Below are 21,546 nucleotides of genomic sequence, written 5' to 3'. Positions count from 1 at the left end.
TCTCTTCACCGGTAGCGCGCCGCATAGCGCTCGGCACCGCGCACTATCCAGGTGAGCGGATAGGCCATGACGAAATAAAGGATCAGGACGAGCGTCCAGATTTCCATGCTCTTTCCGGTGGTGACGACCATCTGGCGGCCGGAGAAGGTCAGCTCGGTGATGGTGATGAGAGAAACGAGCGAGGTCGCCTTGACGAGTTCGATCAGAAGATTGCCGAAGGACGGCAACATGGCGACCAAAGCCTGCGGCAGAACCACCAGCCGGTAGGTCTGGACCCGCGTGAGTCCCAGGGCCGCCGCCCCCTCATGCTGGCCCTTGCCTATCGAAAGGATGCCGGCGCGCACCACTTCCGAGCCATAGGCCGACAGGTTGAGGCCGAGGCCGATGACCGCGGTGGCGGTGGGCGGCAGCGAGATGCCGAAGGCGGGCAGGATGAAGAAGAGATAGAAGAGCTGCACGATGGCCGAGGTGCCGCGCAGAATCTCGACATAGGCGGTCACCAGGCGCCTGACCCAGACGTTGGGCACGAGCCGCAGAAAGCCGATGACGAAAGACAGGAAGAAAGCGAGAATCGCGGTGATCAGCGTGAGCTTTAGCGTGACCGCAGCTCCCTTGAGGAGCTGCGGCAGCACGTCCAACGCCAGAAGTTGATTGAGATCCACGCGCCCGGTCAGGCCTTGCAGATCTGCTCGGCCGTCTTCACCCCGTCAGGCAGTTCGCCCTTGCCATAGCCATAGGCCGAGATGATCTCGAGCAGCTTTCCGGAACTGATGAGGTTGGCGAGCTCCGCATCGAGCGCCGCCTTGAGATCGGCATCGGCCTTGCGCAGGCCAAGGCCCGCATAACCGTATTCGGGTTCGCCATTGGCGCCCATGATCTGCTGGAAGCCCTCGACGCGCTCGACGGAGGGATCATTCGCCGTCTTGAGCAGTTCGTTGAGCTCGAGCGCCGGGAAATAGATCACGTCGACGCGCTTGGCCCTGAGCCCGGCCAGCGCTTCCGTCGCATTGGCGAAAAGCACCACGCGGTCGCTGGGCACGCCGGCCTTGGCGAGTTCCTCGACCTGGGCCGCGCCATTCTGCGTGCCGACGATCGCATCGGCATGGGCGGCCACCTCGGCAATGCTCTTCACACCCTTGGGATTGCCCTTCAGGGCGGCGAAGCCCGCACCGGTGCGGGTGACCGGATTGGTGAACAGGACGGCTTCGCAGCGCGCCGGGCGGATATACATGCCGGCGCCGATTATGTCGAAACGGTCGGCATTGATGCCGGGGATCAGCGCATTGAACTCGACGATCTCGGCTTTCAGCTCCTTGACACCATGGGGCGCCAAGAGAGCGGTGATGACGTCGGGAATGGCGCCCTTCACCTTGCCGTCGGTATCGACGAAGCCGTACGGCTTCTCATTGGCGATGCCGACGCGCACGACGCCGTCTTTCATGATGCGGGCCATGGTGCTTTCGGCGCGCGCGATCGACGGCAGGACGAGCGAGGCGGCGCCCAAGGCGGCGGTGCTCAGGAAATGGCGGCGTGACAGAGTGTGGCGCAGAGCAGGCATGATGGAAACCTCCTTGGTTTTACTTCGCTTTTGTCCCATTAAGTCGGCGCGATATTCGGTTCAGGCGCCGCGCAAGTCAATGCGATGGCGGTTGAAAAATGCTAGCGCGCGATCAAGAAAATTGGATACCGGTTTTCCGTCCGATCACGCGCTAACCTGAGATTTCGATCACGTTTATCACTTCAGGTCCCTGGCCTGAAGTGATCGTGATCCAAGCGGGAGAGAAATACTTCTCATGGAAGCAGGCCTTCACAAGAGCGAGCTCACTTTCAACTACCCGGCACTTGCCGGATGGCGCTGGCCAGCGGTCGAGATCGTCGGACAAAGGCCGGGCCCGCGGCTCGCCGTCATCGCCGGCGTCCATGTGAACGAAACCTCGAGCATCGAAGCGGTGATCCGGCTGCAGCGGGCGCTCGATCCGGCCAAGCTCAAGGGGCGGGTGTCGATTATCCCGATCGTCAACCTTCCGGCCGTGCCGCTGCGCTCGCAATATGTCTGTCCGCTCGACGGCAAGAACATCAATTTTAGCTTCCCTGGCCGGCCGGACGGCAGCTTCTCGGAGGCGATCGCCTACGCCCTCCTCAATGACTGGGCGCATGACGCCGACTGCTTTGCCGATCTGCATGGCGGCGACCTGTGCGAACAAGTCTCGCATTTCATGGTGGTGCAGCGCACAGGCGACGAGGCCTTCGACCGGCGCAGTCTGGAAATCGCCCAGTGTTTCGACGCCGAGATCATCGCCGCCATCGATCCCTTCCATATGGACCAGCCGGCCAGGAGCGTCACCGGCCGAGCCAAGCGCGGGCAGCATGCCGCTTTCGCCGAAGCCGGACGCATCGGCCTGATCGAGGAAGCCAATGTCGCTTATCATTTCGAGGGTCTCCTGCGGCTTCTGCACAATCTCGGCATGACCGACAGCGCGCCGGCAAAGAAACGCGAGCCGGTCATTATCACGCGCTATCACTGGATTCCGGCTCCCGTCGACGGCTTCTACCGCTATCATGTCGAACCCGGCCAGAAGGTCGCGAAGGGCACCCTGATGGCCACCGCCGAGAACACCTATGGCGAGACCATCGCCAAGGTGACGTCGCCCGAGGACGGTCACGTCCTCTGGCGTATCACTCATGCGCTGTCGCCCAAGGACAGCTTCATCATCGGGCTTGGGACGAAGAGCTAATCCTTTCGTTCGAGGATCGCCGCGATAACGGCTTCGGGCGCATCGTCCTGGACGAGATGACCGGCGCCCGGGACCCGCAGCAGCCGGCCATGCGTCAGGGCGCTCGCCAGCCTTTCGCCGGTGGTTATCGGAATCCAGCGATCCTCCTCGCCCCACAGAATCTGGGCGGGAAAATCGAAGGCGCGGTAGAGCGGCTCAACCTCATCGGTGTATTTGACGTCCATCTGGGCGATCTGCCGGTAGAAGGCTGCCTGTCCCTCCGGCCCATGCCAGGGAGCGGCATAGATTTCCAGGGCCTCGTCGGATAGCCCGCGATAGGAGGCACCCTGCAGATATGCCTTGAGCAGCGCCTCATGCGCATAATCCGGAAGACGCGAAAAGGCCTCTTCATACCGGCGGACATGCTGGACGAAGGGCGAGCCCCAAGGCGCCAGCGCCACCGGATCGATCAAAGTGAGCCGGGCGTAGCGCAGGCCGTCCAGGTAATGGCCGCGCAAGACGGTGGCGCCGCCGAAATCATGGGCGACGACTTCCGGCCGGTCGAGCGCCCAATGACGCAGCATCTCGGCCAGAACTAGATTCTGCACGCCCAGCGACACGTCCTGGTGAGCGCGCTTTTCGGATTGGCCATAGCCCAGGAGGTCGAAGAAATAGACTTGCCGGCGCCGCGCAAGCCAGGGCGCGATACGCCGCCAGACCTGCGAGGAAAAGGGGGTGCCATGCACAAGAACGATCGGATCGCCTTCGCCCAGCCTGCCCCAGGCGATGCGCTGCCCTCGAAAATCATGGGTGTAATCAAGATGGAGCCGGGCAGACGTCATGCCTTAGATGAACCACAAGGCATCTAGTGAACGCAAGCCCGGACGCCTCGCAGGAGACGCATTGTCGACACAAATCGGGTCCAGAAACATTGAGTTCCCGACACTGTGCGACAGCAATCAAGCGAGCGCGTAAATGCACACAATCGCAAGCTTAAGGGCCCTTCTGGTCGCCCTCATCATCGGGTTCATAGGCGCACACAGCTTGCCTGCGGCGTCCCAGGAAGCCGATGTGCGAATCCGCGGGACGATCGCGAAAATCGACGGCAACTCGCTTGTATTCCGCGGCAAAGCCGAAGGCATAGCCTCGGTCTCGCTGGATTCCGGAACAGAGATATTCACAAATCAGCCATCGAGCCTCAGCGCGATCAAAGTCGGCGACTACGTGGCCTCCGCTGCGGTCAAGGGAGCGGACGGAAAGCTTCGCTCAAAGGAGCTGCGCATTTTCCCTGAAGCTCTGCGCGGGATCGGCGAAGGACAGCGGCCCATGAAAGCTCCTGATACCGTCATGACCAATGCCTCGGTCGCCGAGGTCGTGGCTGCCCCGGAGGGTCAGGTCCTGAAGGTCAAGTTCCAGAACGGAACGTCCGAGCTCATTGTCGGACCACAAGTCCCCGTCACGGCCGTGGTCGCTTCCGATGCGAGCGCTCTGAAGCCGGACATGCATGTGTTCGTAATCGCTGTCAAAGCGGCGGACGGGACTGCCAGAGCGAAGCGGATAATGGCGCTCAAGTGAGACTTTCAAATTTTCGGCGGCTTCGACCGATGCAAGATGGCTTGCGTCGCCCCGGCGCGCGCGCGATAACGCGCGCATGAACTTTTTGCGGTCCCTGCGCGGCCTTTCCATCGTGGCGATCCTCGCGGCCACGCTGATGGCATTGCTGCCGCTTGCCGGCATTGCATCCATGGCGATGGCGCAAAACCAGACTACGGCGTCGCAAATGTCGGATTGCGGCACGTGTCCCGAGCCCGATATGGTCATGGTCAATTGCGCGCAATCCGTGTGCGGGCTGGCCGCGAACGAGACTGCAGGGCTGGTGGCCCTCATCTTCACCCCGCCGCGCTTCGCGCCGGTGCTCGTCGCCATACCCTCTGGCCGCCATACGATACCGCCTGTCTCGCCTGGATAGTCCGGCTGAACACACAGCCCCATTCAACCTTCAATCCAGGAGCATCATATGCGCATTCCGCTTTGGGCGACGCTGTTCGCCCTCTTATCCGTCACTCCGGCTTCCGCCGAAACCCTGGCCGAACTCGGCCAGAAGACGCATTATCATGGCATCGCCTTCGCCCGCACAGGCTCGGCGGCGCTGATGATCGCCACGCATCACGGCCTCTATGCCGTCGACAAGGACGGTAGCGTCCTCAGGGTCTCTCCTGTTCAGGATTTCATGGGCTTCTCGCCCGATCCCGGAAATGAACTCGGGCTCTATGCCAGTGGGCATCCGGCGACCGGCGGCAATTCCGGCTTCCTGCGCTCGACCGACGGCGGTTCCACCTGGACGCAACTGTCGCCCGGCGTCGATGGTCCTGTCGATTTCCACCAGATGGATGTGAGCGGCGTCGATCCCAAGGTGATCTATGGCAGCTTCGGGCAGGTCCAGTTGAGCCGCGATGGCGGCACAAACTGGGAGATCGCCGGTGACGCTCCGGAACGGCTCATCGCGCTCGCTGCCTCCGGCCTGAAGGCGGAACGCGTCTATGCCGCGACCGAGAATGGTATCCTCGTCTCGGAAGACGCGGCGGCTACGTGGGCGCCGCTCGCCTTCGCCGGAGAAGTGGTGAGCACCGTCCAGACCGGTCCCGACAACGCGCTCTACGCCTTCGTGGTCGGACGCGGCTTCATGAAGGCGAGCGAAGAAACGCCCTCCTCCTGGTCGCTCCTCACCAATGATTTCGGCGAAGGCATCCCGCTCCATATGGCGGCTAATCCGAAGGACAGCCAGAATCTGGTGCTGACGATGCAGAACAACGAGGTGCGCGAAAGCCTGGATGGCGGCAAGAGCTGGCGCCCCTTCGGCCAGGCTGGGCAGTGACCCCAGACAAGTCCCGCATGATCGCAGCCCTCATTGGGGCTGCGATCATCACGGGCCTCGGCGTCGCTTACTTTAACTACGAGCTGCCCCGTCTGCGGACGGCGGAGCAGATCGCACTCGGCCGGTCAGTCTATATGGCGAACTGCGCTCAATGCCATGGCGCGCAGCTCGAAGGACAGCCCGACTGACAGACGCCGATGCCGAGCGAACGCCTTCCCGCCCCGCCGCATGACGCCTCCGGCCATACGTGGCATCACAGCGACGATGTGCTCTTCGGCGTGACGAAGCATGGCCTCAAGCCCTATGCGGGAGAGAGTTACGAGAGCGACATGCCGGTCTTCGCCGGCGTTCTGAAGGACGACGAGATCAGAGCGGCCATCGCCTACATCAAAAGCACCTGGCCGCCGCGCGAGCGCGACTATCAAGTCCAGATGACGCTCCAGGAAAGAAAATCGAGCCCTCGTGATCAGTCGAGATAGCGCCGCTCGAGATGCCGAATGAAGTAGCGTGTCTGGAGTTTCTCACCGGTCGCGCGCTCAAGGAGTTCCGGCGTCGACCAGCGCGAGGCCTGGCTCCAGATATGCTGGCGCCGCCAGTCGTTGAGACCGACGAAGCGCCCGTTGCGGATATCCTCGCGCGCCGAGGGCTGATCCCTTTCGAGTGCCGCCCAGAGCTGGGCGGCGATCATGGCGCCCAGCGTATAGCTCGGGAAATAGCCGAAGGCGCCCGACGGCCAATGGACGTCCTGCATCGGGCCGTCCTTGGCGTTGCCCAAGGTGGACAGCCCCAGATAATCGGTCATCTTGGCGTTCCAGGCCTCCGGAATGTCCTTGGGGGCGAGCTTGCCCGCGACAAGATCCTGCTCCATCTCGAAACGCAGAATCACGTGCAGCGGATAGGTCGCCTCATCGGCATCGACGCGGATGAAGCCCGGCCTGACGCGGTGAACATGGGAGAGGATGTCTTCGATATCCCACCCCTTGAGCGCCTCCTCTCCCAGGTGCTGGCCGACGATCGGCATGGCCCATTCCCAGAATTCGCGGCTGCGGGAGATTTGCATCTCGATGAAAAGGCTCTGGCTTTCATGCATGGCCATGCCGCGCGCCCTGCCGATCGGCATATGCGACAGCTGCGCGGGCAAGCCCTGTTCGTAAAGCCCGTGGCCGGTCTCATGCAGAATGCCCATGAGGGCGGAAAGGAATTCGCCGGTGACATAGCGTGTCGTCATGCGCACGTCGCTCGGCACGCCGCCGCAGAATGGATGGTGCGAGATATCGAGCCTGCCATGCGTGAAATCGAAACCGACCGCTTCCATCATCGCATGTCCCAGCGCTCTCTGCCGCTCGATGGGGAAAGGCGCATTGAACGGCTTCAGCGGCCTTTTCGCCAGCTTCTCCTCCTGATGGGCGATGGCGCGCGGAACGAAGCCCTTCAGGAAGACCTTCAACTCGCCGAAGATCGGCGCGATATCGGCCACCCGGTTACCGGGATCAAATTGCTCCATCAAGGCGTCGTAAGGCTCGAGCGCCGAGGCTTTCGCGCGCAGCTCAGCCTCCTCGCGCATCAGGGCGACGACGCCCTCGAAAGCTGGAAGGAATGCATCCCAGTTGCCCGTGGGCCGCAACTCACGCCAAAGCTGCTCGCATCGCACGCGGGCATTGACCTGGCGGCGGACGAAATCGGCGGAGAGACAGGTCAGATTGGTGTAGACCCGCTTGAATTCGCGCAAGGACGCTTTCTGAACGACATCGGGCCCTTCGTTCTCCGCCTTGTCGATCCAGTCGGCGATCTCAGGCGCCGCCGCCAGCTCGTGATAGAGGCCCGCCAGCATCGACAGCGCTTCGGCGCGCTTCTCGCCGCCGCCCACCGGCATCTGCACGGCTTCGTCGACGCCGAGCATGGCCTGGGCATGGTCGAGCGCTTCGAGTTTGCGCCCGAGCTTTTCTATCTGGGCATATGACATGGGAACCTGGAGAGTTGATGGTTGAATCTCCGCTTCATCTCACAAAGGCGCCGGGAGGGAAAGGACCCGCGCGCGCCGGCCGCCTATCGACGCAGAAACCCCGAATGCCTACATTCGGGGCTTCCACCGATCGCGGGGGTGCAGGTCGCTTCAGTTGCAGGCGGGATATTTGTAACGATCTGCCTGGCTCACATCGGGCGGACATTCACCGGCTGATCCGCCAGTGTCGCCTGCCAGGTTGCAAACACCATTCGCTCCGCCCTTGCCCGTATATGAAGCGGATGGGCTTCCATCCGGGTTGATGGACAACGAGATGGTGACCCCGCCGTTTCTGACCTCATAGTAATTGTTGTTGAATTTCTTCAACTTGCCTTGCTTGCCATTGATGTAGACGGGCCCCCCCTGATCGGCATGGACCTCGATCTTGCCCGGGCATTTCGCATTGAGAAGTGGAATATCGGCCAAGGCGCTTGTGGCGGGCGCCAGTAGAAAGAAGGCAGCGATCATTGTCATGCGCATCGATGGCCCTCCTCCTCGCTGTGTTTGAGGGCCAATTGTCCCAGTTTTGCTACCTGTAAGTAAATTGGTCTTAAGTCCAACGCCGTCCGGGTTCCATCGCTGTCATCTTTGGGAAAAAACAAACGGCCGGGCATCACCCGGCCGTTTGATCTCCGTAACGTGTTGCAGATCAGTGCGCGAGCACGGCCAACAGCAGCAGCGCCACGATGTTGGTGATCTTGATCATCGGGTTCACGGCGGGGCCCGCCGTGTCCTTGTAGGGGTCGCCGACGGTGTCGCCGGTGACGGAGGCCTTGTGCGCCTCCGAACCCTTGAAGTGCTTCTGGCCCTTTGAGTCCGTGAAGCCATCCTCGAATGACTTCTTGGCATTGTCCCAGGCGCCGCCGCCGGCGGTCATCGAGATAGCGACGAAGAGACCCGTGACGATGACGCCCATCAGCATGGCGCCCAGAGCCGCGAAGCCGGCATCCTTTCCGGCGATCGCCCAGATCACCAGGAAGACCACGATGGGCGACAGGACCGGCAATAGCGAGGGAATGATCATTTCCTTGATCGCTGCCTTGGTCAGCATGTCGACGGCGCGGCCATAATCCGGCTTCTCCGTGCCCTTCATGATGCCCGGCTTCTCCTTGAACTGGCGGCGAACCTCGACCACCACGGCTTGCGCCGCGCGGCCGACCGCCGTCATCGAGATGCCGCCGAACAGATACGGCAGCAGGCCACCGAAGATCAGGCCGACCACCACATAGGGGTTGGACAGGTCGAAGGTGACATTCACGCCCTCGAAGAAGCTTCCCGGCGTAGCGGTCGCCGCGAAGAACTTCAGGTCCTGGGTATAGGCGGCGAACAGCACGAGGGCTCCGAGGCCGGCCGAACCGATGGCATAGCCTTTAGTGACGGCCTTGGTCGTGTTGCCCACGGCGTCGAGCGCGTCGGTATTGTGGCGCACTTCCTTGGGCAGGCCCGCCATTTCGGCGATGCCGCCGGCATTGTCGGTGACGGGGCCGAAGGCGTCGAGCGCCACCACCACACCGGCGAGCGCCAGCATCGTCGTCACCGCGACCGCGATGCCGAATAGTCCCGCGAGGTTGAAGGTCGCGATGATGCCGCCGATGATGACGAGCGCGGGAAGCGCGGTCGATTCAAGCGACACCGCCAGACCCTGGATGACATTCGTGCCGTGGCCGGTGATCGAGGCCTCGGCGATCGAATTCACCGGACGCCGCCCGGTGCCGGTATAGTATTCGGTGATCCAGATGATGAGCCCGGTGACGATGAGGCCGATGACACCACACCAGAAGAGGTTCATCGGGGTGAAGCCGCCGAGATCGACACCCATACCGCCGAACACAGTGCTCATGACCGGATAAAGGGCGATGAGTGAAAGAACGGCAGTGGCGATGAAGCCCTTGTAGAGCGCGCCCATGATGTTGTTGGAGGCGCCGAGCTTCACGAAAAAGGTGCCGATGATCGAGGTGACGACGCAGGCGCCGCCAATCGCGAGCGGCAGCACCATGCCGGCAAGCTTGTAGGCTTCCGGCAGCACGATCGCCGAGAGCACCATGGTGGCGACCGCGGTCACCACATAGGTCTCGAACAGATCGGCGGCCATGCCGGCGCAGTCGCCGACATTGTCACCCACATTGTCGGCGATGGTGGCGGGGTTGCGCGGATCATCCTCGGGAATGCCCGCTTCGACCTTGCCGACCATGTCGCCGCCGACATCCGCACCCTTGGTGAAGATGCCGCCGCCGAGACGGGCGAAGATCGAGATCAGAGAAGCGCCGAAGGACAGCGACACCAGTGAGTCGATGACGGTGCGGCTCGTAGGAGCATAAGCCAGGGGGCCGGTGAGGAAGATGAAATAAAGAGTGACGCCGAGGAGACCCAGGCCGGCAACCAGAAGGCCCGTGACGGCGCCCGATTTGAAGGCGAGGTCGAGGCCGCCGGCGAGCGACTTGGTGGCGGCTTGCGCGACGCGCACATTGGCCCTGACCGACACATTCATGCCGATGAAACCGGCAGCGCCCGAAAGGATAGCGCCGATGGCGAATCCAATAGCCGACTGCCAGCCGAGAAGGAAGTAGGCGATGATAAGGATGACGACGCCGACAACGCCGATAGTGGCGTATTGGCGCTTGAGATAGGCCTGCGCGCCTTCACGCACGGCGGCGGAGATTTCCTGCATGCGGGCCGTACCGGCATCGGCGGCCATCAGGCTACGGGTCGTGAATATGCCGTAGACGATGGACAAAGCACCGCCGAGCACAATCAGCCATAAGATTGAGTTCATGGACGTTCCTTTTGTTTCCTTTATGTTTTTATTTTCCCCGAAGGCGGGCGTTAGGATTTCCCCCCTCCTCCCGCATCCCGGAACTATCGTTCGGATATGCCAAAATGGCGAGATCATGGCAACCGGGAAGAAGCCGCCGCAAGGGCAGGTTTGCCATGCTTCGGGTGCGTCCCAACACTGATTCGAGCCGAAGAATTCAAGGGCGCGGATCCAACCGGGACCGCGCTCCTTGCTGTCCGGAGGGATGCTACTTCATCACCACCGCGAGCGTGAAACCGTCATAGCCCTTGACGCCAACGGTCTGGATGGTTGTGGCGCTGACCCGCTTCTCCTTCTTCAGCATCTCATTGAAGCGGCGCACACCCCTGATATTCTGATCGCGCGTCTGGGCATCGATCACCCTACCGCCACGGATGACATTGTCGACCACGATGAGGCTGCCCGGGCGGGTGAGCTTCAGAGCCCAGGCAAAGTAATCCGGGATATTCTCCTTGTCGGCATCGATGAAGACGAAGTCGAAGGGCTTGCGCTTCTCGGTCGCGAGCTTCGGCAGGAGATCGAGCGCCTTGCCAAGCCTGACATCGATCATGGCGCCAAGACGGGCGCGCTTGAAATTGGCGCGCGCTACCTCGGCATGAGTAGGCACCGCCTCAAGCGTCACGACATGACCGCCCTTCGGCAAAGCACGGGCGAGCCAGATGGTGCTGTAGCCGCCAAGCGTGCCGATCTCGAGTACCGAACGGGCATTGATCGAGCGCGCCAGGAGCATCAGCAGCTTGCCCTGATTGGGCGACACCGCGATTTCCGGCAACCCCGCATCGGCGCTCGCCTCGAGCGCGGCTGCAAGCGCCCTGTCGGGCGGAACGAGCATGTCGCTCAGATAATCGTCAACGGCGGTCCATATCTTCTGAGTCATCGCGTTCGCCTTCATGGAAATGAGCGGGCGATGAGACCAGAATTGCTCCAGTGCCGCAAATGAAAAGGGCGGACCGCGAAGCCCGCCCATCCCACTCGAAGCTAGATTCGATTACAGGTCATTGAACAGCCAGGCGAAACCGATCGTTCCGGTGTGGCTCGACGGCGCGACCTCGAGGCCATCGATGCCCCAGTCTTCCTTGCCATACTGGGTGAAGCGATATTCGACGCGTGCCGTCAGATTATCGGTCAGCATGGATTCGATACCGGTGCCGACATGGTAGCCGTTATAATCCTGGCTCGCGCCGAATTTGGCACTGTCACTGAAGTCTTCGCCGCCTTCGCCTCCGTCCAGGGTTACCGACAACTCCCCATCGAGCTTGTAATGTGCGTAGCTATAGCCTCCGATGACATAGATCATCGTATCGGGGCTCGGCAGATAGCCGGCACGCACAGAAGCCGAGGCGAACCAGTCGAGCTTCGCATCGGCATTCAAACCGAAGCCGAGTGGACCAGCCGCAAGCGATGCATCAAGCTCCGACTTGATGTCGGCTATGCCGATATCGCCCTGAATGCCGAGCACGAAACGCTCGCTCGCCTGCCAGTTATAGCCGGCCATCAGGCTGCCGAGGATGCCCTCACCACCGACGCCGTCGAATTCCGCATCGACGTCATCGCCCGTGATGCGATTGACCACCGCACCGGCTCCGCCATTGGCGCCGACATAGAAGCCGGTCCAGCTCACTTGCGGCTCGACGATATCGGCGACAGGTGTCGCAATCTGCCCATCCCCCGCTGTCGGGAACAGATTGTAGGCGATGCCGAGCGTTCCAGTGTGGACGGACGGCGTGATCTCGAGGAAGCCGTCGGTATCCCAGTCCTCGCCACCAAACTTGGTGTAGCGATATTCAATGCGGGCGGTCAGGCGGTCGGTCAATCGCGTTTCCATGCCAGTGCCGACATGAAAACCGTCATAGTCCTGATCGAAGTCATCGCCGCCATCGAGATCGAGCTTGTACTCGGCGTAGCTATAGCCGCCGATGAGGTAGAAGAGCGTCTCCGGCGTTACCAGATAGCCGGCACGCAGCGAGGCGTTGGCGATGAAATCAGGACCCGCTTTGGCTTCGGCGTCGCCCAGTTCCAGCTTGGCCTCCAGATCGGTCCAGCCGAGATCACCCTGGACGCCCAGCACGAATTGCTCAGAGACCTGCCAGTTATACCCGATGAGGCCGCCGGCCAGGAGACCTTCGCCACCAATACCTTTGAAATCCGCGTCGAAGCTAAAGACCTGAGGAATCTCGGCATCCGCCTCGGCCCGCGCTACCGTGGCGCCGGCGCCGACATAGCCGCCGACATAGATGCCCGACCAGCTATAGACAGGCTCGGAATAAGTCACATCGGCCGCCTTCGCCGTGCCATGCACACCTGAAAAAGCAGCCAACGCCGCGAGAGCCGCGGCCCCGCGCAATATTGTCTTCATCCGCCGTCCCTAGCTTACCATTCGTAACGCCCGTCATAGAGCCCTGACGTCGGTTTTTCTTCAAGCGAATTTCAATAAAATTCGACGTATTTCCTGGATCTGTGGCGCTATTGTCACAGTTTCGGCGGGCGCTTGGGAAATGCCCCCTACCCCAACAAAGGAACTAACTGCTGCCTGAGGCCTTCGGTATCAGAACTCGGCACTTCCAGTACGCCTGCCGCCCCGCCCAATCCACATTCCGGTGTGGCGATGACGGGCAAGCCATGGCTCAGCGCCTTGAGCAGCGCCCGAGGCTCATGCTCGACAAGGGCCGGCAGGACGACAGCGGCGATCTGGCTTGGCCAATCCGCGCCATCAAGCCCGCGTGTCCTGACCTTGCCCCAGAAATCGCCCTCCTGCTCGGATGCCCTTCCGGTGACAACGATGTCGAGATCGAGGCCCCGGACCGCCTCGCGCAGGGCATAGGCGCCTTTGCGGGCGAGTGCTGAGGCCGGAAAGAGGATGGACTTGCCGCCACGGCCGATCCGGCGGCGCGGCGCAGGCATGATCCAGTCGAGGCGTTGGGTGCGCGCGGGATCGCCCGCGGCGATGCCGCTGTGTGGCGTATAAAGTACGCGTGCATGCGCCAGCGCGGCGCTCTCGGCCGCGACGATTTCGTCGGGGGCTCGGAAATCGCCCAGCGTCGGGCTCATCGGATAGCGCGCCTTGGCGGCATCGAGCTTGGCCTCGAGCTCGACCATCGGATGTCGCACCATCAGCACATCGAAGCTGCGCCCCTGCAGCTCGCCGAGCCGCCACAGATGCGGCAGGAGATTCTGCGAAATTACCAGATGCTCATGCAGAGGCGAAAGCCTTCTCGCATAGTGACGAGCGAGCGCCTCGTCATAGCGCAGCAGCATATCCTGCAAGCTGCGGCCCTGGCGCGGCGCGTGGCGCAGCGCCAGAGCGCGACGCAGGGCCACCAGAGTCGCGCAGCTCTCGCTTGTCACCACATGGCGCGGCCAGCTATGGCGTTCACTCTCGCGCAGGCGCTGCGGCAGTAGAAGAGTGTCCTCGGCCTGGGCCGTGGCCGCGAACAGGATGGAGAATTCCGGCCAGCACGCATCGACGAGCCAAGCCTTCGGTCCCCGATCATCGCGAGACAGTGGCTGTTCGGGATCGTGGCGTCGGCAATCGGTCTCGCCGCAGCTGGTGCAGTCATTGGCAGCAGAGCGCTCGTCCTCGCGCAGATCGCCGTCCTTGAGCGCAACAACGGCTCCCGGCCCGCGCAGAACGATCTCGAGCGCGCCGCGGCGCAAGGCCGCCTCGATGCGGAAGGGGCGCGGCGAACGGAAGCGCAGATCGACATAGTTCCAGAAGACGGTGGCGTCGCGTCCGAACGCCGCGCGCGAACCCGGCACGACGAAGCTGTGGGCATGACGCTCGACGACGTCGAAGCCGGCATCGAGGGCTGCCTCGTGGAGGGCGTTCGAAAGCTGGCACAGCCCGCCGCCGACACTGGCGATGAGACAGCCTTCACGCAATTCGCGGCCCGGCACGAAGCCCCGCCGCCTGGTGGTCCTCCCGACCTGGCGCCAGAAGCTGACAAGGGCGCCGGCCGGCACTTCGACGCCGTCGAGATGGCGGATGGCGCGGCGCAGGTTGTGGATCTTGCCAAGGGTGAGTGCCCTATCCTTCTCACCCTCGAGGTGGTGCCAGAGCGGAGAGGATATGCGGGCCAGAACGGGAGCCGCACCAAGCGTCGCGCCTTTGCCGTGGCGAGGAACAGAGCTGCGCCCCAGAGCATCGCGCGCCTTGCGCTTCATTCTGAAGGCTGTCGCCTTCGCTTCGAAAAGCGCCATGTCCCAGTAGCCTGGAACCTGGCTCAAGGCACGATCCGTCATGTCGCGCGTCCCGTCTTTACTCACAAACATGCTTGCCCCAAGCTGAATGCAGCATGAACCTTGAAGTCAGCCGGATTGCGGCGGGATCGTGGTCTCCTGAGGGCTGGGCTCGCTCCTCAGTGCCCGGATGAGTTGATACGGCCTTTCAATTGCCGCCCGACCGTGCCAGAAGCCCGGATCAACAATAATTGCCGGAGGCTTCATGATCATAGGTCCGTTGCTGCGCGCGCTCGCCGTCGTCATTTTTTGCGCAGTGCCCGCCTTCGCCCAAGGCGACGATAAGACCGAAAGGCTCGGCGTGCCGGGCCCGATTTCCTTCGAGGGCCAGGACTATACGCTCGCCTGGACATCGCATCCGTCGGCCGACTACTTCAAGCAGGAGTATCTCCCGGCCGGGCAGTCGTCGGAGCGCTATACCCATATGTTCATCCTCGAGGCTCTCACCTCGGGTATTACGCCGAAGGATGCGGCGGGTGCGCAGATCGCCACACTCGACAAGCGCAAGGCCAGCGATCCCCTCGTCTTCTATGATGCGATCGTCAACGAGGCGAGCGGGGATGTGATCCTTGATTTCCTGATCAGCGCTACCGGCCAGGACGGCAAGCTGATCATCGAATGGAACGGCTATCGCTACTCGCCGCATAAGGGCGAGAAGCCCGGCATCGTGCTCTACGCCATAAGTCGGCGTGCTTACGGCGACGATGCGACAGTCTTCATCACCGCCCTCAAGGAATGGCGGACCAAGACCGTCAATGAGCTGGCGAACTTCCCGGCGCCGGCCGTTACGCCGCAACCTTAAGCCGTCCTCGCCTTCCGGCGCCTCAGCATGATCCACAGGATCAGGCTGAGCGCCACCGCCACGGTCGGAAAGACGGCGATATTGACGCTCGACCAGCCGAACAAGTCGAGGAGCTTGCCTGAGGTGAGAGAGGCGATGGCGACGGTGCCGAAGACGATGAAGTCGTTGAGGCCCTGCACGCGCTCACGCTCGGCCGGGCGGTAGCATTCGGTGAGCAGCGTGGTGCCGCCGATAAAGCCGAAGTTCCAGCCGAGCCCCAACAGAATGAGGTTCACGGCGAAATTACCGAAGCTGATGCCGAGCAGCCCCGCCGTCGCCGCACCCGCCAGAAGCAGAAGTCCGGCGGCGCAGACCCGCTCGGCACCTACGCGGGCGATGATCTGGCCCGTGAAGAAGCTCGGCACGAACATCGCCAACACGTGCCACTGAATGGCCCAGGCCGCCGTGGTGGTGGAGAAGCCGCAATCGATCATGGCGATGGGGGCCGCGGTCATCACCAGATTCATCATGCCGTAGCTCAAGGTGGCGGCGACCACCGCGACGATGAAACGTGGCTGTTTGAATATTGTGGCGAGCGGGCGCGCCTCCCCCGCCACCGTTGTCTCTTCCTTTCGCGGAATGTCGACGAAGGCCAGGACACCGATCGCCAGTGTGCAAATGACCGCCATCGCCGCATAGCTGCCGGCGAAGGTCACCGGCGCCAGAAGATCGGTGGTGAACATCACCAGCGAGGTGCCGAGAAGGCCTGCCGCGACGCCGCCCGTCATCACCCAGGATATCGCCTTGGGGCGGAAGGACGGGCTCGCCATATCGGCGGCGGCAAAGCGCGAATGCTGCGCAAATGCCTGATAGACGCCCTGCAGCACGGTCGCCAGGATGAAGAGCGGGAAATTGCGCGTGTAGATCGCATAGACGCCAATCAGCGCGCCGACCGTACCGGCGAAGGCGCCGAGCATGAAACCCGGCCGCCGGCCGATGGCGCATCAGCATTGCGGCCGGGATGGTCGAGAGCGCCGTGCCGATGACGAATGCCGAGATCGGCAAGGTGGCCCAGGCCTTGGATGGCGCGATCTGCACGCCGATGAGGCCCGCCGTCGTGAACATGATCACGGTGGCCGAGCCATAGAGCGCTTGGCCGATCGCCAGCACCATAGCATTACGTCTCGCCCGACTGTCATCGAACTGGACTGCGATCTCGGCTGTGCTCATGGCTTTCGTGCATCCCGCGCTAGCGCGCATCCCTTGCTCTAGGTGTCCGGTGTGACATGAAGAGAAGCGAGCGACAAGGCCCGCTCCTCTTTCCCAATTTGCAAAATTACCGGCCGCTGTGTCAGCGCAGCCACCCCTTTTTCTTGATGTAAAGCAGGGGCAGAAGAGCGGCGAGCAACGTCTGGATGATGGTCGCGGTGAAGCCATGTTCCCAGGTCAATTCAGGCATGACGGCGAAGTTCATGCCGTAGAAAGTTGCGACCAGTGTCGGTGGCAGGAACACAGCGGTGATGATGGTGAAGACCTTGACGATCTGGTTCTGCTTGACGTTCAGAGAGGTCATCACCGACTGCTGCAGATAGCGCACCTTCTCATGTTCGAAGCTCGCATGCTGCTTGACGCCGTCGATGTCGGACAGGAGCGTCTCGACCATATTCTTGAGCTCGCTGTCGCTGCCATTGATCTCCATGCGCAGATAACGCGCGGCGCGGGCGAGCGAGAGCTGGCATTCGAGACAGCGCGAGATGAGCTCCTCCTTTTCGTTGAGCTCGATCATCGTGTCGCTGATGTCGCTCACTCCGATCTCGCGGCCCGACGAATCGAGGCCGCTGGTGATCACCCCGATCTGGTCATTCATAGCTTCGAGCGCCTGGCTGATCATCTCGATCGTCTCCGCGGCGGCGTCGTTCATGGCCTGGAGCAATGTGCGCATGATCGAATAGGACGACTGGACAAGGCCCGGATGACGCTTGAAGCGCGCCAGCGCTTTGTCGAAAGGCGCGAAATGCCCCTTCGGCTCGAGGGTCACGACGACCTTGTCGCTGACGGCGATGACGATCGTCTCGCGGCGGAATTCCTGCCCCTGCGGCATCATATGGGTGATGTTGAGGCAGACCGAATCCTGGTCCTCGAAGACGCCTTCGGCGCTCGCCGGGAACTCGAGCCTGTACTTGGCGGCGACACGCGCGACCTCGGCCTTGTTCTCGGCATCGACGCGGATCCAGATCTCTTCGAGCATCGGGGGCGATGACAGTTTGGCGACGGTGTTGCTGTTCATGGGCTGTCTCCGGCTCATTGCGCCTGCACAGGCGGAATTTCGGGGCTGCGCGGGCTCTGATGCGCGGGCGAGGTCGAGGACGTTCCTGCCGCCCGGCCGGCCGGCTGCAGATAGTGGATCGCAAGCATGGCGATCGTGATGAGCGCGTACAGGATCATCACGGCGTTGATCACTTCGCGCTCGAGATTCGACGCCTTCCTTTTCAAGGGCTGGGTCATCGCATATCTCCGTTGTCTTCATGGGTCACTAAGCCGTCCCGCGGATGCCGCGGAACAGGTGAACGCGAACGGACCCGCAAAAGCGGGCGCGCCACGCCAAATCAGAGACAGAGCTTGCTACTCATGGGCTTGCCTTTCCCGGTGTGCGACAGCCCGGGAGGCAAGCGGACCGGGCTCCTAACCCATCACCGCCGGCCCGGCCGAGACGCCGGAAACCATTTCATCGTCTATCAGGACCGGTCCGCGAGACCGGCCGCATCTAGGGTGATTGTCCATTGTTCCTATGCTTTGAGATGCGGCGACGCTCATGCGCCGACGCGACACTGCTCCTGCGCCTCGACGTCAAATGAGTCAAGGCGAAATGCAACGGCATCAGATGTGAAGGATCAGAACTCTTCCGGGCGACGCTGGCGGGCCAGGGTGTTCAATACGCCATTGAGGAGCTTCGGCTCCTGCTCGGCGAAGAAGGCATGCGCCACATCCAGATACTCCGTGATGGCGACGCGCGCAGGCACGTTTTCCATGAACATGATCTCGTAAGCCGCGGCGCGCAGTATGGCGCGCAAGGTGGCGTCGAGTCGGGGCAGAGGCCAGCCCGTGTCGAGGAGCCGGTTGAGAGCGGGGTCGATGGTGCGCTGCTCGCGCACGACGCCGTCGACGATCTCCTTCAGGAAGGGGAAGTCAGCGGGGCCGCACTGGCCCTCCTCGAAGGCATCACCGGTGGCGCGGGCGGAGAACTGCGCCAGCACCTCGTCGACATCGGTGCCGGCGAGATCCATCTGATACAGGGCCTGGACAGCGCCCAGGCGCGCGGCGGAGCGCGCCACAGGCGGCTTACGGCGGGGAGTCGTCAAGATCTGCGCTGCCTCTTCTTGATGGAGCGGGCGAAGCGGATCATGGCGAGCGCCGCATCGGCGGCCCCTCCTCCCTTGTCCATCTCGGTGACCCGGGCACGCGCCCAGGCCTGAATTTCGTTCTCGCAGGTAAGGATCCCGTTGCCGATGGCGAGCCCGGTCATGGTGAGATCCATAAGGCCGCGGGCCGATTCATTGGCGACGATGTCGTAATGCGAGGTCTCGCCGCGCAGCACGCAGCCCAGCGCCACGAATCCATCGAAACGCTTGGTCTTGGCGGCGGTAGCGACGGCGCCCGGAATCTCGAGCGCACCCGGCACATCGACGCGCTCCCAGCTGCCGCCGGCCTTCTCGATGGCCGCGATGGCACCCTTGGCGAGCTCATCGCATATATCCGCGTAGAAGCGCGCCTCGACGATGAGGAGATGCGCCTTGGTCTTGATGGCTGCCGCCGTGGTCTTGTCGCGTTTCACAATCTCGTCTCCGAAAGACGGGCGACATAGCGCGCCAGCATGTCGATTTCAACATTGACCCGGTCGCCGGCCTGGGCCTTTCCCCAGGTGGTCACGGCCTGGGTGTGCGGAATGATATTGACGCCGAATTCGTCGCCGTCCACTTCGTTTACCGTTAGAGACGTGCCGTCGAGGGAGACCGAGCCCTTCGGCGCGATAAAACGCGCGATCTCGGCTGAGACGCGGAAACGGAAGCGCAGCGAATCCCCTTCAGGGGCGATCGAAACGATCTCCCCCACGTCATCGACATGGCCCGAGACGACATGACCGCCCAATTCGTCGCCCATCTTGAGCGGGCGCTCGAGATTGATCCGCGTGCCGAGTTTCCAGTTGCCCAGCGTCGTCCGGGCGAGCGTCTCCGCCGAGGCGTCGACGGCGAAGAAGCCCCGCCCGTCCTGGAGTCGGCCGGTCTCCACCGCAGTCAGGCAGCAGCCGGAGCACGCAATCGAGGCGCCGATGGCGATCGTGTCGGGATCATAGGCGGTGGCGATGGTGAGGCGCGTATCGCCGCGCTGCTCTATGGCGATGACCTCGCCCATATCGGTGACAATGCCGGTGAACATGAAGGCTCCAGATAATTACCCTCGCCCCCAACGGGGGAGAGGGAGGGACCCGATGCGCAGCATCGGGAGGGTGAGGGGGAACCAGCGGTCAGGCTTGCTCGGTCTCACAAGACAGGTTCCGCCGGTTCCCCCTCACCCTAACCCTCTCCCCCGTTGGGGGAGCGGGGATTGCGTACATAGACGCTCAAACGGTCATCCCCAAGCCTTTCCTCAGCGCCGGGACGGAACCCTGCCATGACTTGCGCGACGGGCAAACCGGCAAAGCCGTCCACCCCTTGCGGGCCCACTACCCTCGGGGCGCGGAAGAGCTGCAATTCGTCCACGAGCCCGGCCTCGATCAGCCCACGCGCAAGTTTGGCGCCCCCCTCCGCCAGCACCCGGTTGATGCCCCGGGAAGCAAGCTTCGCCAGTCCATCGGCGAGATCCACTCCACCGGCGGCGCCGGGCGCACAGGCAAGGGTTTCAACACCCTCCGGCGCCGACACTCCAGCCAACGACAGTAGCCACAGGGGCACCTTACCCGCCGTTCTGACCAGACGAGCCTTTCGGGGGATGGCTCCCCGGGAATCAGCGACCACCCGGACGGGCGAACGGTTTTCGAGCCCCGGCAAGCGGCAGGTCAGATCGGGATCATCGGCGAGCACCGTTCCCAAACCCACTAGGATGGCATCGGCTTGGGCCCGCAGGAGATGGGTGCGCGCCTTGACCTCGGGGCCGGTGATCGCAGTGCGCCTGCCGGGGGCCTCGGCGATCTTTCCATCAGCAGAAAGCGCAAGTTTCAGAAGTACATAGGGACGTTTCCTGACAATCCGAGTCAGGAAACCGGCAAGATCCGCTTCCACCTCTTCGCGCCCGAGCCCCGTTTCCACCACGACGCCGGCCCGGCGGAGCATGGCAAGACCGCCGCCTGAGACGCGCGGATCCGGATCCTCCGCCGCCACCACCACCCGGGCGATGCCCGCTTTCACCAGGGCCTCGGCACAGGGCGGGGTGCGGCCGTGATGGGCGCAAGGTTCGAGCGTCACATAGGCGGTGGCGCCTCTGGCCGCGTCGCCCGCCATGCGCAGCGCCTCCGTCTCGGCATGTGGCCGACCGGCGGCCCGCGTCCAGCCCAGGCCGACGATGATGCCGTCCTTCACGATGACGCAGCCCACTGGCGGGTTCTCGGCGGTCGTTCCGAGCGCCCGGTGGCCGAGCCTGGCGGCGCGTGTCATGAAAGCAGGTTCGGCGCTCATGCGAGGCTCTTGCGGAAATGGACGAGGATGCCGCCTTTGAAGGCCTCCTCGCGCTCGATCGCATAGCCCTGGGCCTCATAGAAGCTGAGATTGGCGGCGAAGAGCTTGTTGGTATAGAGCCGGATTACCCGATGGCCGCGCCGGCGCGTTTCCATTTCCGCATGGGCGACGAGCCTGTGGCCGATGCCGCCCCCCTGCTCGTCTGGATCGACGCAGACATTCTCGATCAGGAGATCGTCGGCGCGCGGGATCATTTCGACCAGGCCGACAAGCCGGCCGTCCCGGAAAGCGAGGTCGATCACATGGTGGCGCACCGCATGGCCGTAGTCGGCGGTCATCGGCAAAGGCTCGCGGCCGATCACGGCGCACCATTTCATATAGGCCTTGCGGGTGAGCTCGCGCACCATCGCCGCATCATCGGGACCGGCGCGGTGGAAATCGAGATCGGCGGACATGA

Annotated in this window: 25 protein-coding genes; 8 read left to right on the top strand and 17 right to left on the bottom strand. The window is 62.9% G+C overall.

Annotation, left to right across the window (positions count from 1 at the left end; genetic code table 11):
* Positions 1 to 5 precede the first annotated feature (5 nt).
* Positions 6 to 662: an ectoine/hydroxyectoine ABC transporter permease subunit EhuC gene (ehuC, locus tag G5V57_RS26165; RefSeq protein ID WP_165170882.1), complete on the bottom strand. Its 657-nt coding sequence runs from the start codon at positions 660 to 662 to the stop codon at positions 6 to 8.
* An 8-nt stretch (positions 663 to 670) separates the two neighbouring features.
* On the bottom strand, positions 671 to 1,558 hold the full coding sequence (gene ehuB, locus G5V57_RS26160) for an ectoine/hydroxyectoine ABC transporter substrate-binding protein EhuB (protein WP_165170881.1): 888 nt from the start codon (positions 1,556 to 1,558) through the stop codon (positions 671 to 673).
* Positions 1,559 to 1,793: 235 nt separating this feature from the next.
* On the opposite strand from ehuB, the gene G5V57_RS26155 reads away from it, so the two are divergent.
* The gene (locus G5V57_RS26155; RefSeq protein WP_165170880.1) at positions 1,794 to 2,735 is read left to right on the top strand and encodes a succinylglutamate desuccinylase/aspartoacylase family protein; all 942 of its coding nucleotides are present in this window, start codon (positions 1,794 to 1,796) and stop codon (positions 2,733 to 2,735) included.
* Here the strand turns inward: G5V57_RS26155 and G5V57_RS26150 are convergent.
* Positions 2,732 to 3,556, bottom strand: coding sequence for an alpha/beta fold hydrolase (locus tag G5V57_RS26150; protein ID WP_165170879.1), 825 nt, complete (start codon positions 3,554 to 3,556; stop codon positions 2,732 to 2,734). The two genes, G5V57_RS26155 and G5V57_RS26150, sit on opposite strands and share 4 nt — an antisense overlap.
* 484 nt (positions 3,557 to 4,040) lie before the next feature.
* Here G5V57_RS26150 and G5V57_RS26145 point away from each other — a divergent pair, with 484 nt between their 5' ends.
* From G5V57_RS26145 to G5V57_RS35390, 5 genes are all read left to right on the top strand, one after another.
* Positions 4,041 to 4,289: a hypothetical protein gene (locus tag G5V57_RS26145; protein ID WP_165170878.1), complete on the top strand. Its 249-nt coding sequence runs from the start codon at positions 4,041 to 4,043 to the stop codon at positions 4,287 to 4,289.
* Positions 4,290 to 4,365: 76 nt separating this feature from the next.
* Positions 4,366 to 4,683, top strand: coding sequence for a hypothetical protein (locus G5V57_RS26140; RefSeq protein ID WP_165170877.1), 318 nt, complete (start codon positions 4,366 to 4,368; stop codon positions 4,681 to 4,683).
* A 48-nt stretch (positions 4,684 to 4,731) separates the two neighbouring features.
* Positions 4,732 to 5,589, top strand: coding sequence for an exo-alpha-sialidase (locus G5V57_RS26135; protein WP_165170868.1), 858 nt, complete (start codon positions 4,732 to 4,734; stop codon positions 5,587 to 5,589).
* Between the two features lie 17 nt (positions 5,590 to 5,606).
* The gene (locus G5V57_RS35395; RefSeq protein ID WP_246737373.1) at positions 5,607 to 5,777 is read left to right on the top strand and encodes a c-type cytochrome; all 171 of its coding nucleotides are present in this window, start codon (positions 5,607 to 5,609) and stop codon (positions 5,775 to 5,777) included.
* 9 nt (positions 5,778 to 5,786) lie between these two features.
* Positions 5,787 to 6,068, top strand: coding sequence for a cytochrome c (locus tag G5V57_RS35390; protein WP_246737372.1), 282 nt, complete (start codon positions 5,787 to 5,789; stop codon positions 6,066 to 6,068).
* On the opposite strand, the gene G5V57_RS26125 is transcribed toward G5V57_RS35390, so the two are convergent.
* The 6 genes from G5V57_RS26125 to G5V57_RS26100 all read right to left on the bottom strand — a co-directional run bounded on the left by G5V57_RS26125 (position 6,056) and on the right by G5V57_RS26100 (position 14,642).
* A complete protein-coding gene (locus tag G5V57_RS26125; RefSeq protein WP_165170866.1) occupies positions 6,056 to 7,552 on the bottom strand; it encodes a carboxypeptidase M32 in 1,497 nt (498 codons plus the stop codon). The two genes, G5V57_RS35390 and G5V57_RS26125, sit on opposite strands and share 13 nt — an antisense overlap.
* A gap of 150 nt (positions 7,553 to 7,702) precedes the next feature.
* A complete protein-coding gene (locus tag G5V57_RS26120; protein ID WP_246737371.1) occupies positions 7,703 to 8,065 on the bottom strand; it encodes a hypothetical protein in 363 nt (120 codons plus the stop codon).
* Positions 8,066 to 8,240: 175 nt separating this feature from the next.
* The gene (locus G5V57_RS26115; protein ID WP_165170864.1) at positions 8,241 to 10,364 is read right to left on the bottom strand and encodes a sodium-translocating pyrophosphatase; all 2,124 of its coding nucleotides are present in this window, start codon (positions 10,362 to 10,364) and stop codon (positions 8,241 to 8,243) included.
* Between the two features lie 247 nt (positions 10,365 to 10,611).
* Complete coding sequence (locus G5V57_RS26110) at positions 10,612 to 11,280, bottom strand: O-methyltransferase (RefSeq protein WP_165170862.1); 669 nt, start codon at positions 11,278 to 11,280, stop codon at positions 10,612 to 10,614.
* Positions 11,281 to 11,391: 111 nt separating this feature from the next.
* Complete coding sequence (locus G5V57_RS26105; protein WP_165170860.1) at positions 11,392 to 12,759, bottom strand: outer membrane protein; 1,368 nt, start codon at positions 12,757 to 12,759, stop codon at positions 11,392 to 11,394.
* Between the two features lie 146 nt (positions 12,760 to 12,905).
* Complete coding sequence (locus tag G5V57_RS26100) at positions 12,906 to 14,642, bottom strand: VanW family protein (protein WP_165170858.1); 1,737 nt, start codon at positions 14,640 to 14,642, stop codon at positions 12,906 to 12,908.
* 202 nt (positions 14,643 to 14,844) lie between these two features.
* Between G5V57_RS26100 and G5V57_RS26095 the strand changes: the two genes are divergently transcribed.
* Complete coding sequence (locus G5V57_RS26095) at positions 14,845 to 15,441, top strand: hypothetical protein (RefSeq protein ID WP_165170856.1); 597 nt, start codon at positions 14,845 to 14,847, stop codon at positions 15,439 to 15,441.
* Here G5V57_RS26095 and G5V57_RS26090 read toward each other — a convergent pair.
* On the bottom strand, positions 15,438 to 16,397 hold the full coding sequence (locus tag G5V57_RS26090) for an MFS transporter (protein ID WP_371744631.1): 960 nt from the start codon (positions 16,395 to 16,397) through the stop codon (positions 15,438 to 15,440). The genes G5V57_RS26095 and G5V57_RS26090 overlap by 4 nt on opposite strands.
* A gap of 44 nt (positions 16,398 to 16,441) precedes the next feature.
* Between G5V57_RS26090 and G5V57_RS35385 the strand changes: the two genes are divergently transcribed.
* The gene (locus tag G5V57_RS35385) at positions 16,442 to 16,567 is read left to right on the top strand and encodes a hypothetical protein (RefSeq protein ID WP_371744629.1); all 126 of its coding nucleotides are present in this window, start codon (positions 16,442 to 16,444) and stop codon (positions 16,565 to 16,567) included.
* 204 nt (positions 16,568 to 16,771) lie between these two features.
* Here the strand turns inward: G5V57_RS35385 and G5V57_RS26085 are convergent, their stop codons facing one another.
* The 7 genes from G5V57_RS26085 to G5V57_RS26055 form a co-directional block, all read right to left on the bottom strand.
* Positions 16,772 to 17,707 (bottom strand): CorA family divalent cation transporter, encoded by a 936-nt coding sequence (locus G5V57_RS26085; RefSeq protein ID WP_165170854.1) that lies wholly within the window; start codon positions 17,705 to 17,707, stop codon positions 16,772 to 16,774.
* Between the two features lie 14 nt (positions 17,708 to 17,721).
* Positions 17,722 to 17,925 carry a hypothetical protein gene (locus tag G5V57_RS26080; protein ID WP_165170852.1) on the bottom strand — a complete coding sequence of 68 codons (204 nt, stop codon included), beginning with the start codon at positions 17,923 to 17,925 and terminating at the stop codon, positions 17,722 to 17,724.
* 386 nt (positions 17,926 to 18,311) lie between these two features.
* Positions 18,312 to 18,779 carry a transcription antitermination factor NusB gene (gene nusB, locus G5V57_RS26075; RefSeq protein ID WP_246737370.1) on the bottom strand — a complete coding sequence of 156 codons (468 nt, stop codon included), beginning with the start codon at positions 18,777 to 18,779 and terminating at the stop codon, positions 18,312 to 18,314.
* Complete coding sequence (gene ribH / locus G5V57_RS26070; protein ID WP_246737369.1) at positions 18,776 to 19,252, bottom strand: 6,7-dimethyl-8-ribityllumazine synthase; 477 nt, start codon at positions 19,250 to 19,252, stop codon at positions 18,776 to 18,778. Before ribH ends, nusB begins: the two co-directional genes overlap by 4 nt.
* Positions 19,249 to 19,854, bottom strand: coding sequence for a riboflavin synthase (locus G5V57_RS26065; RefSeq protein WP_165170850.1), 606 nt, complete (start codon positions 19,852 to 19,854; stop codon positions 19,249 to 19,251). Before G5V57_RS26065 ends, ribH begins: the two co-directional genes overlap by 4 nt.
* A gap of 137 nt (positions 19,855 to 19,991) precedes the next feature.
* Positions 19,992 to 21,089, bottom strand: a complete 1,098-nt coding sequence (gene ribD / locus G5V57_RS26060; protein ID WP_165170848.1) for a bifunctional diaminohydroxyphosphoribosylaminopyrimidine deaminase/5-amino-6-(5-phosphoribosylamino)uracil reductase RibD — start codon at positions 21,087 to 21,089, stop codon at positions 19,992 to 19,994.
* Positions 21,086 to 21,544, bottom strand: a complete 459-nt coding sequence (locus tag G5V57_RS26055; protein ID WP_165170846.1) for a GNAT family N-acetyltransferase — start codon at positions 21,542 to 21,544, stop codon at positions 21,086 to 21,088. Before G5V57_RS26055 ends, ribD begins: the two co-directional genes overlap by 4 nt.
* Positions 21,545 to 21,546: the final 2 nt, after the last annotated feature.

Origin of the sequence: Nordella sp. HKS 07, assembly GCF_011046735.1 — a bacterium.
Lineage (GTDB): Bacteria > Pseudomonadota > Alphaproteobacteria > Rhizobiales > Aestuariivirgaceae > Taklimakanibacter.
The sequence above is the reverse complement of the archived record's forward strand: the minus strand, read 5'-3'. Positions and strand labels throughout refer to the sequence as shown.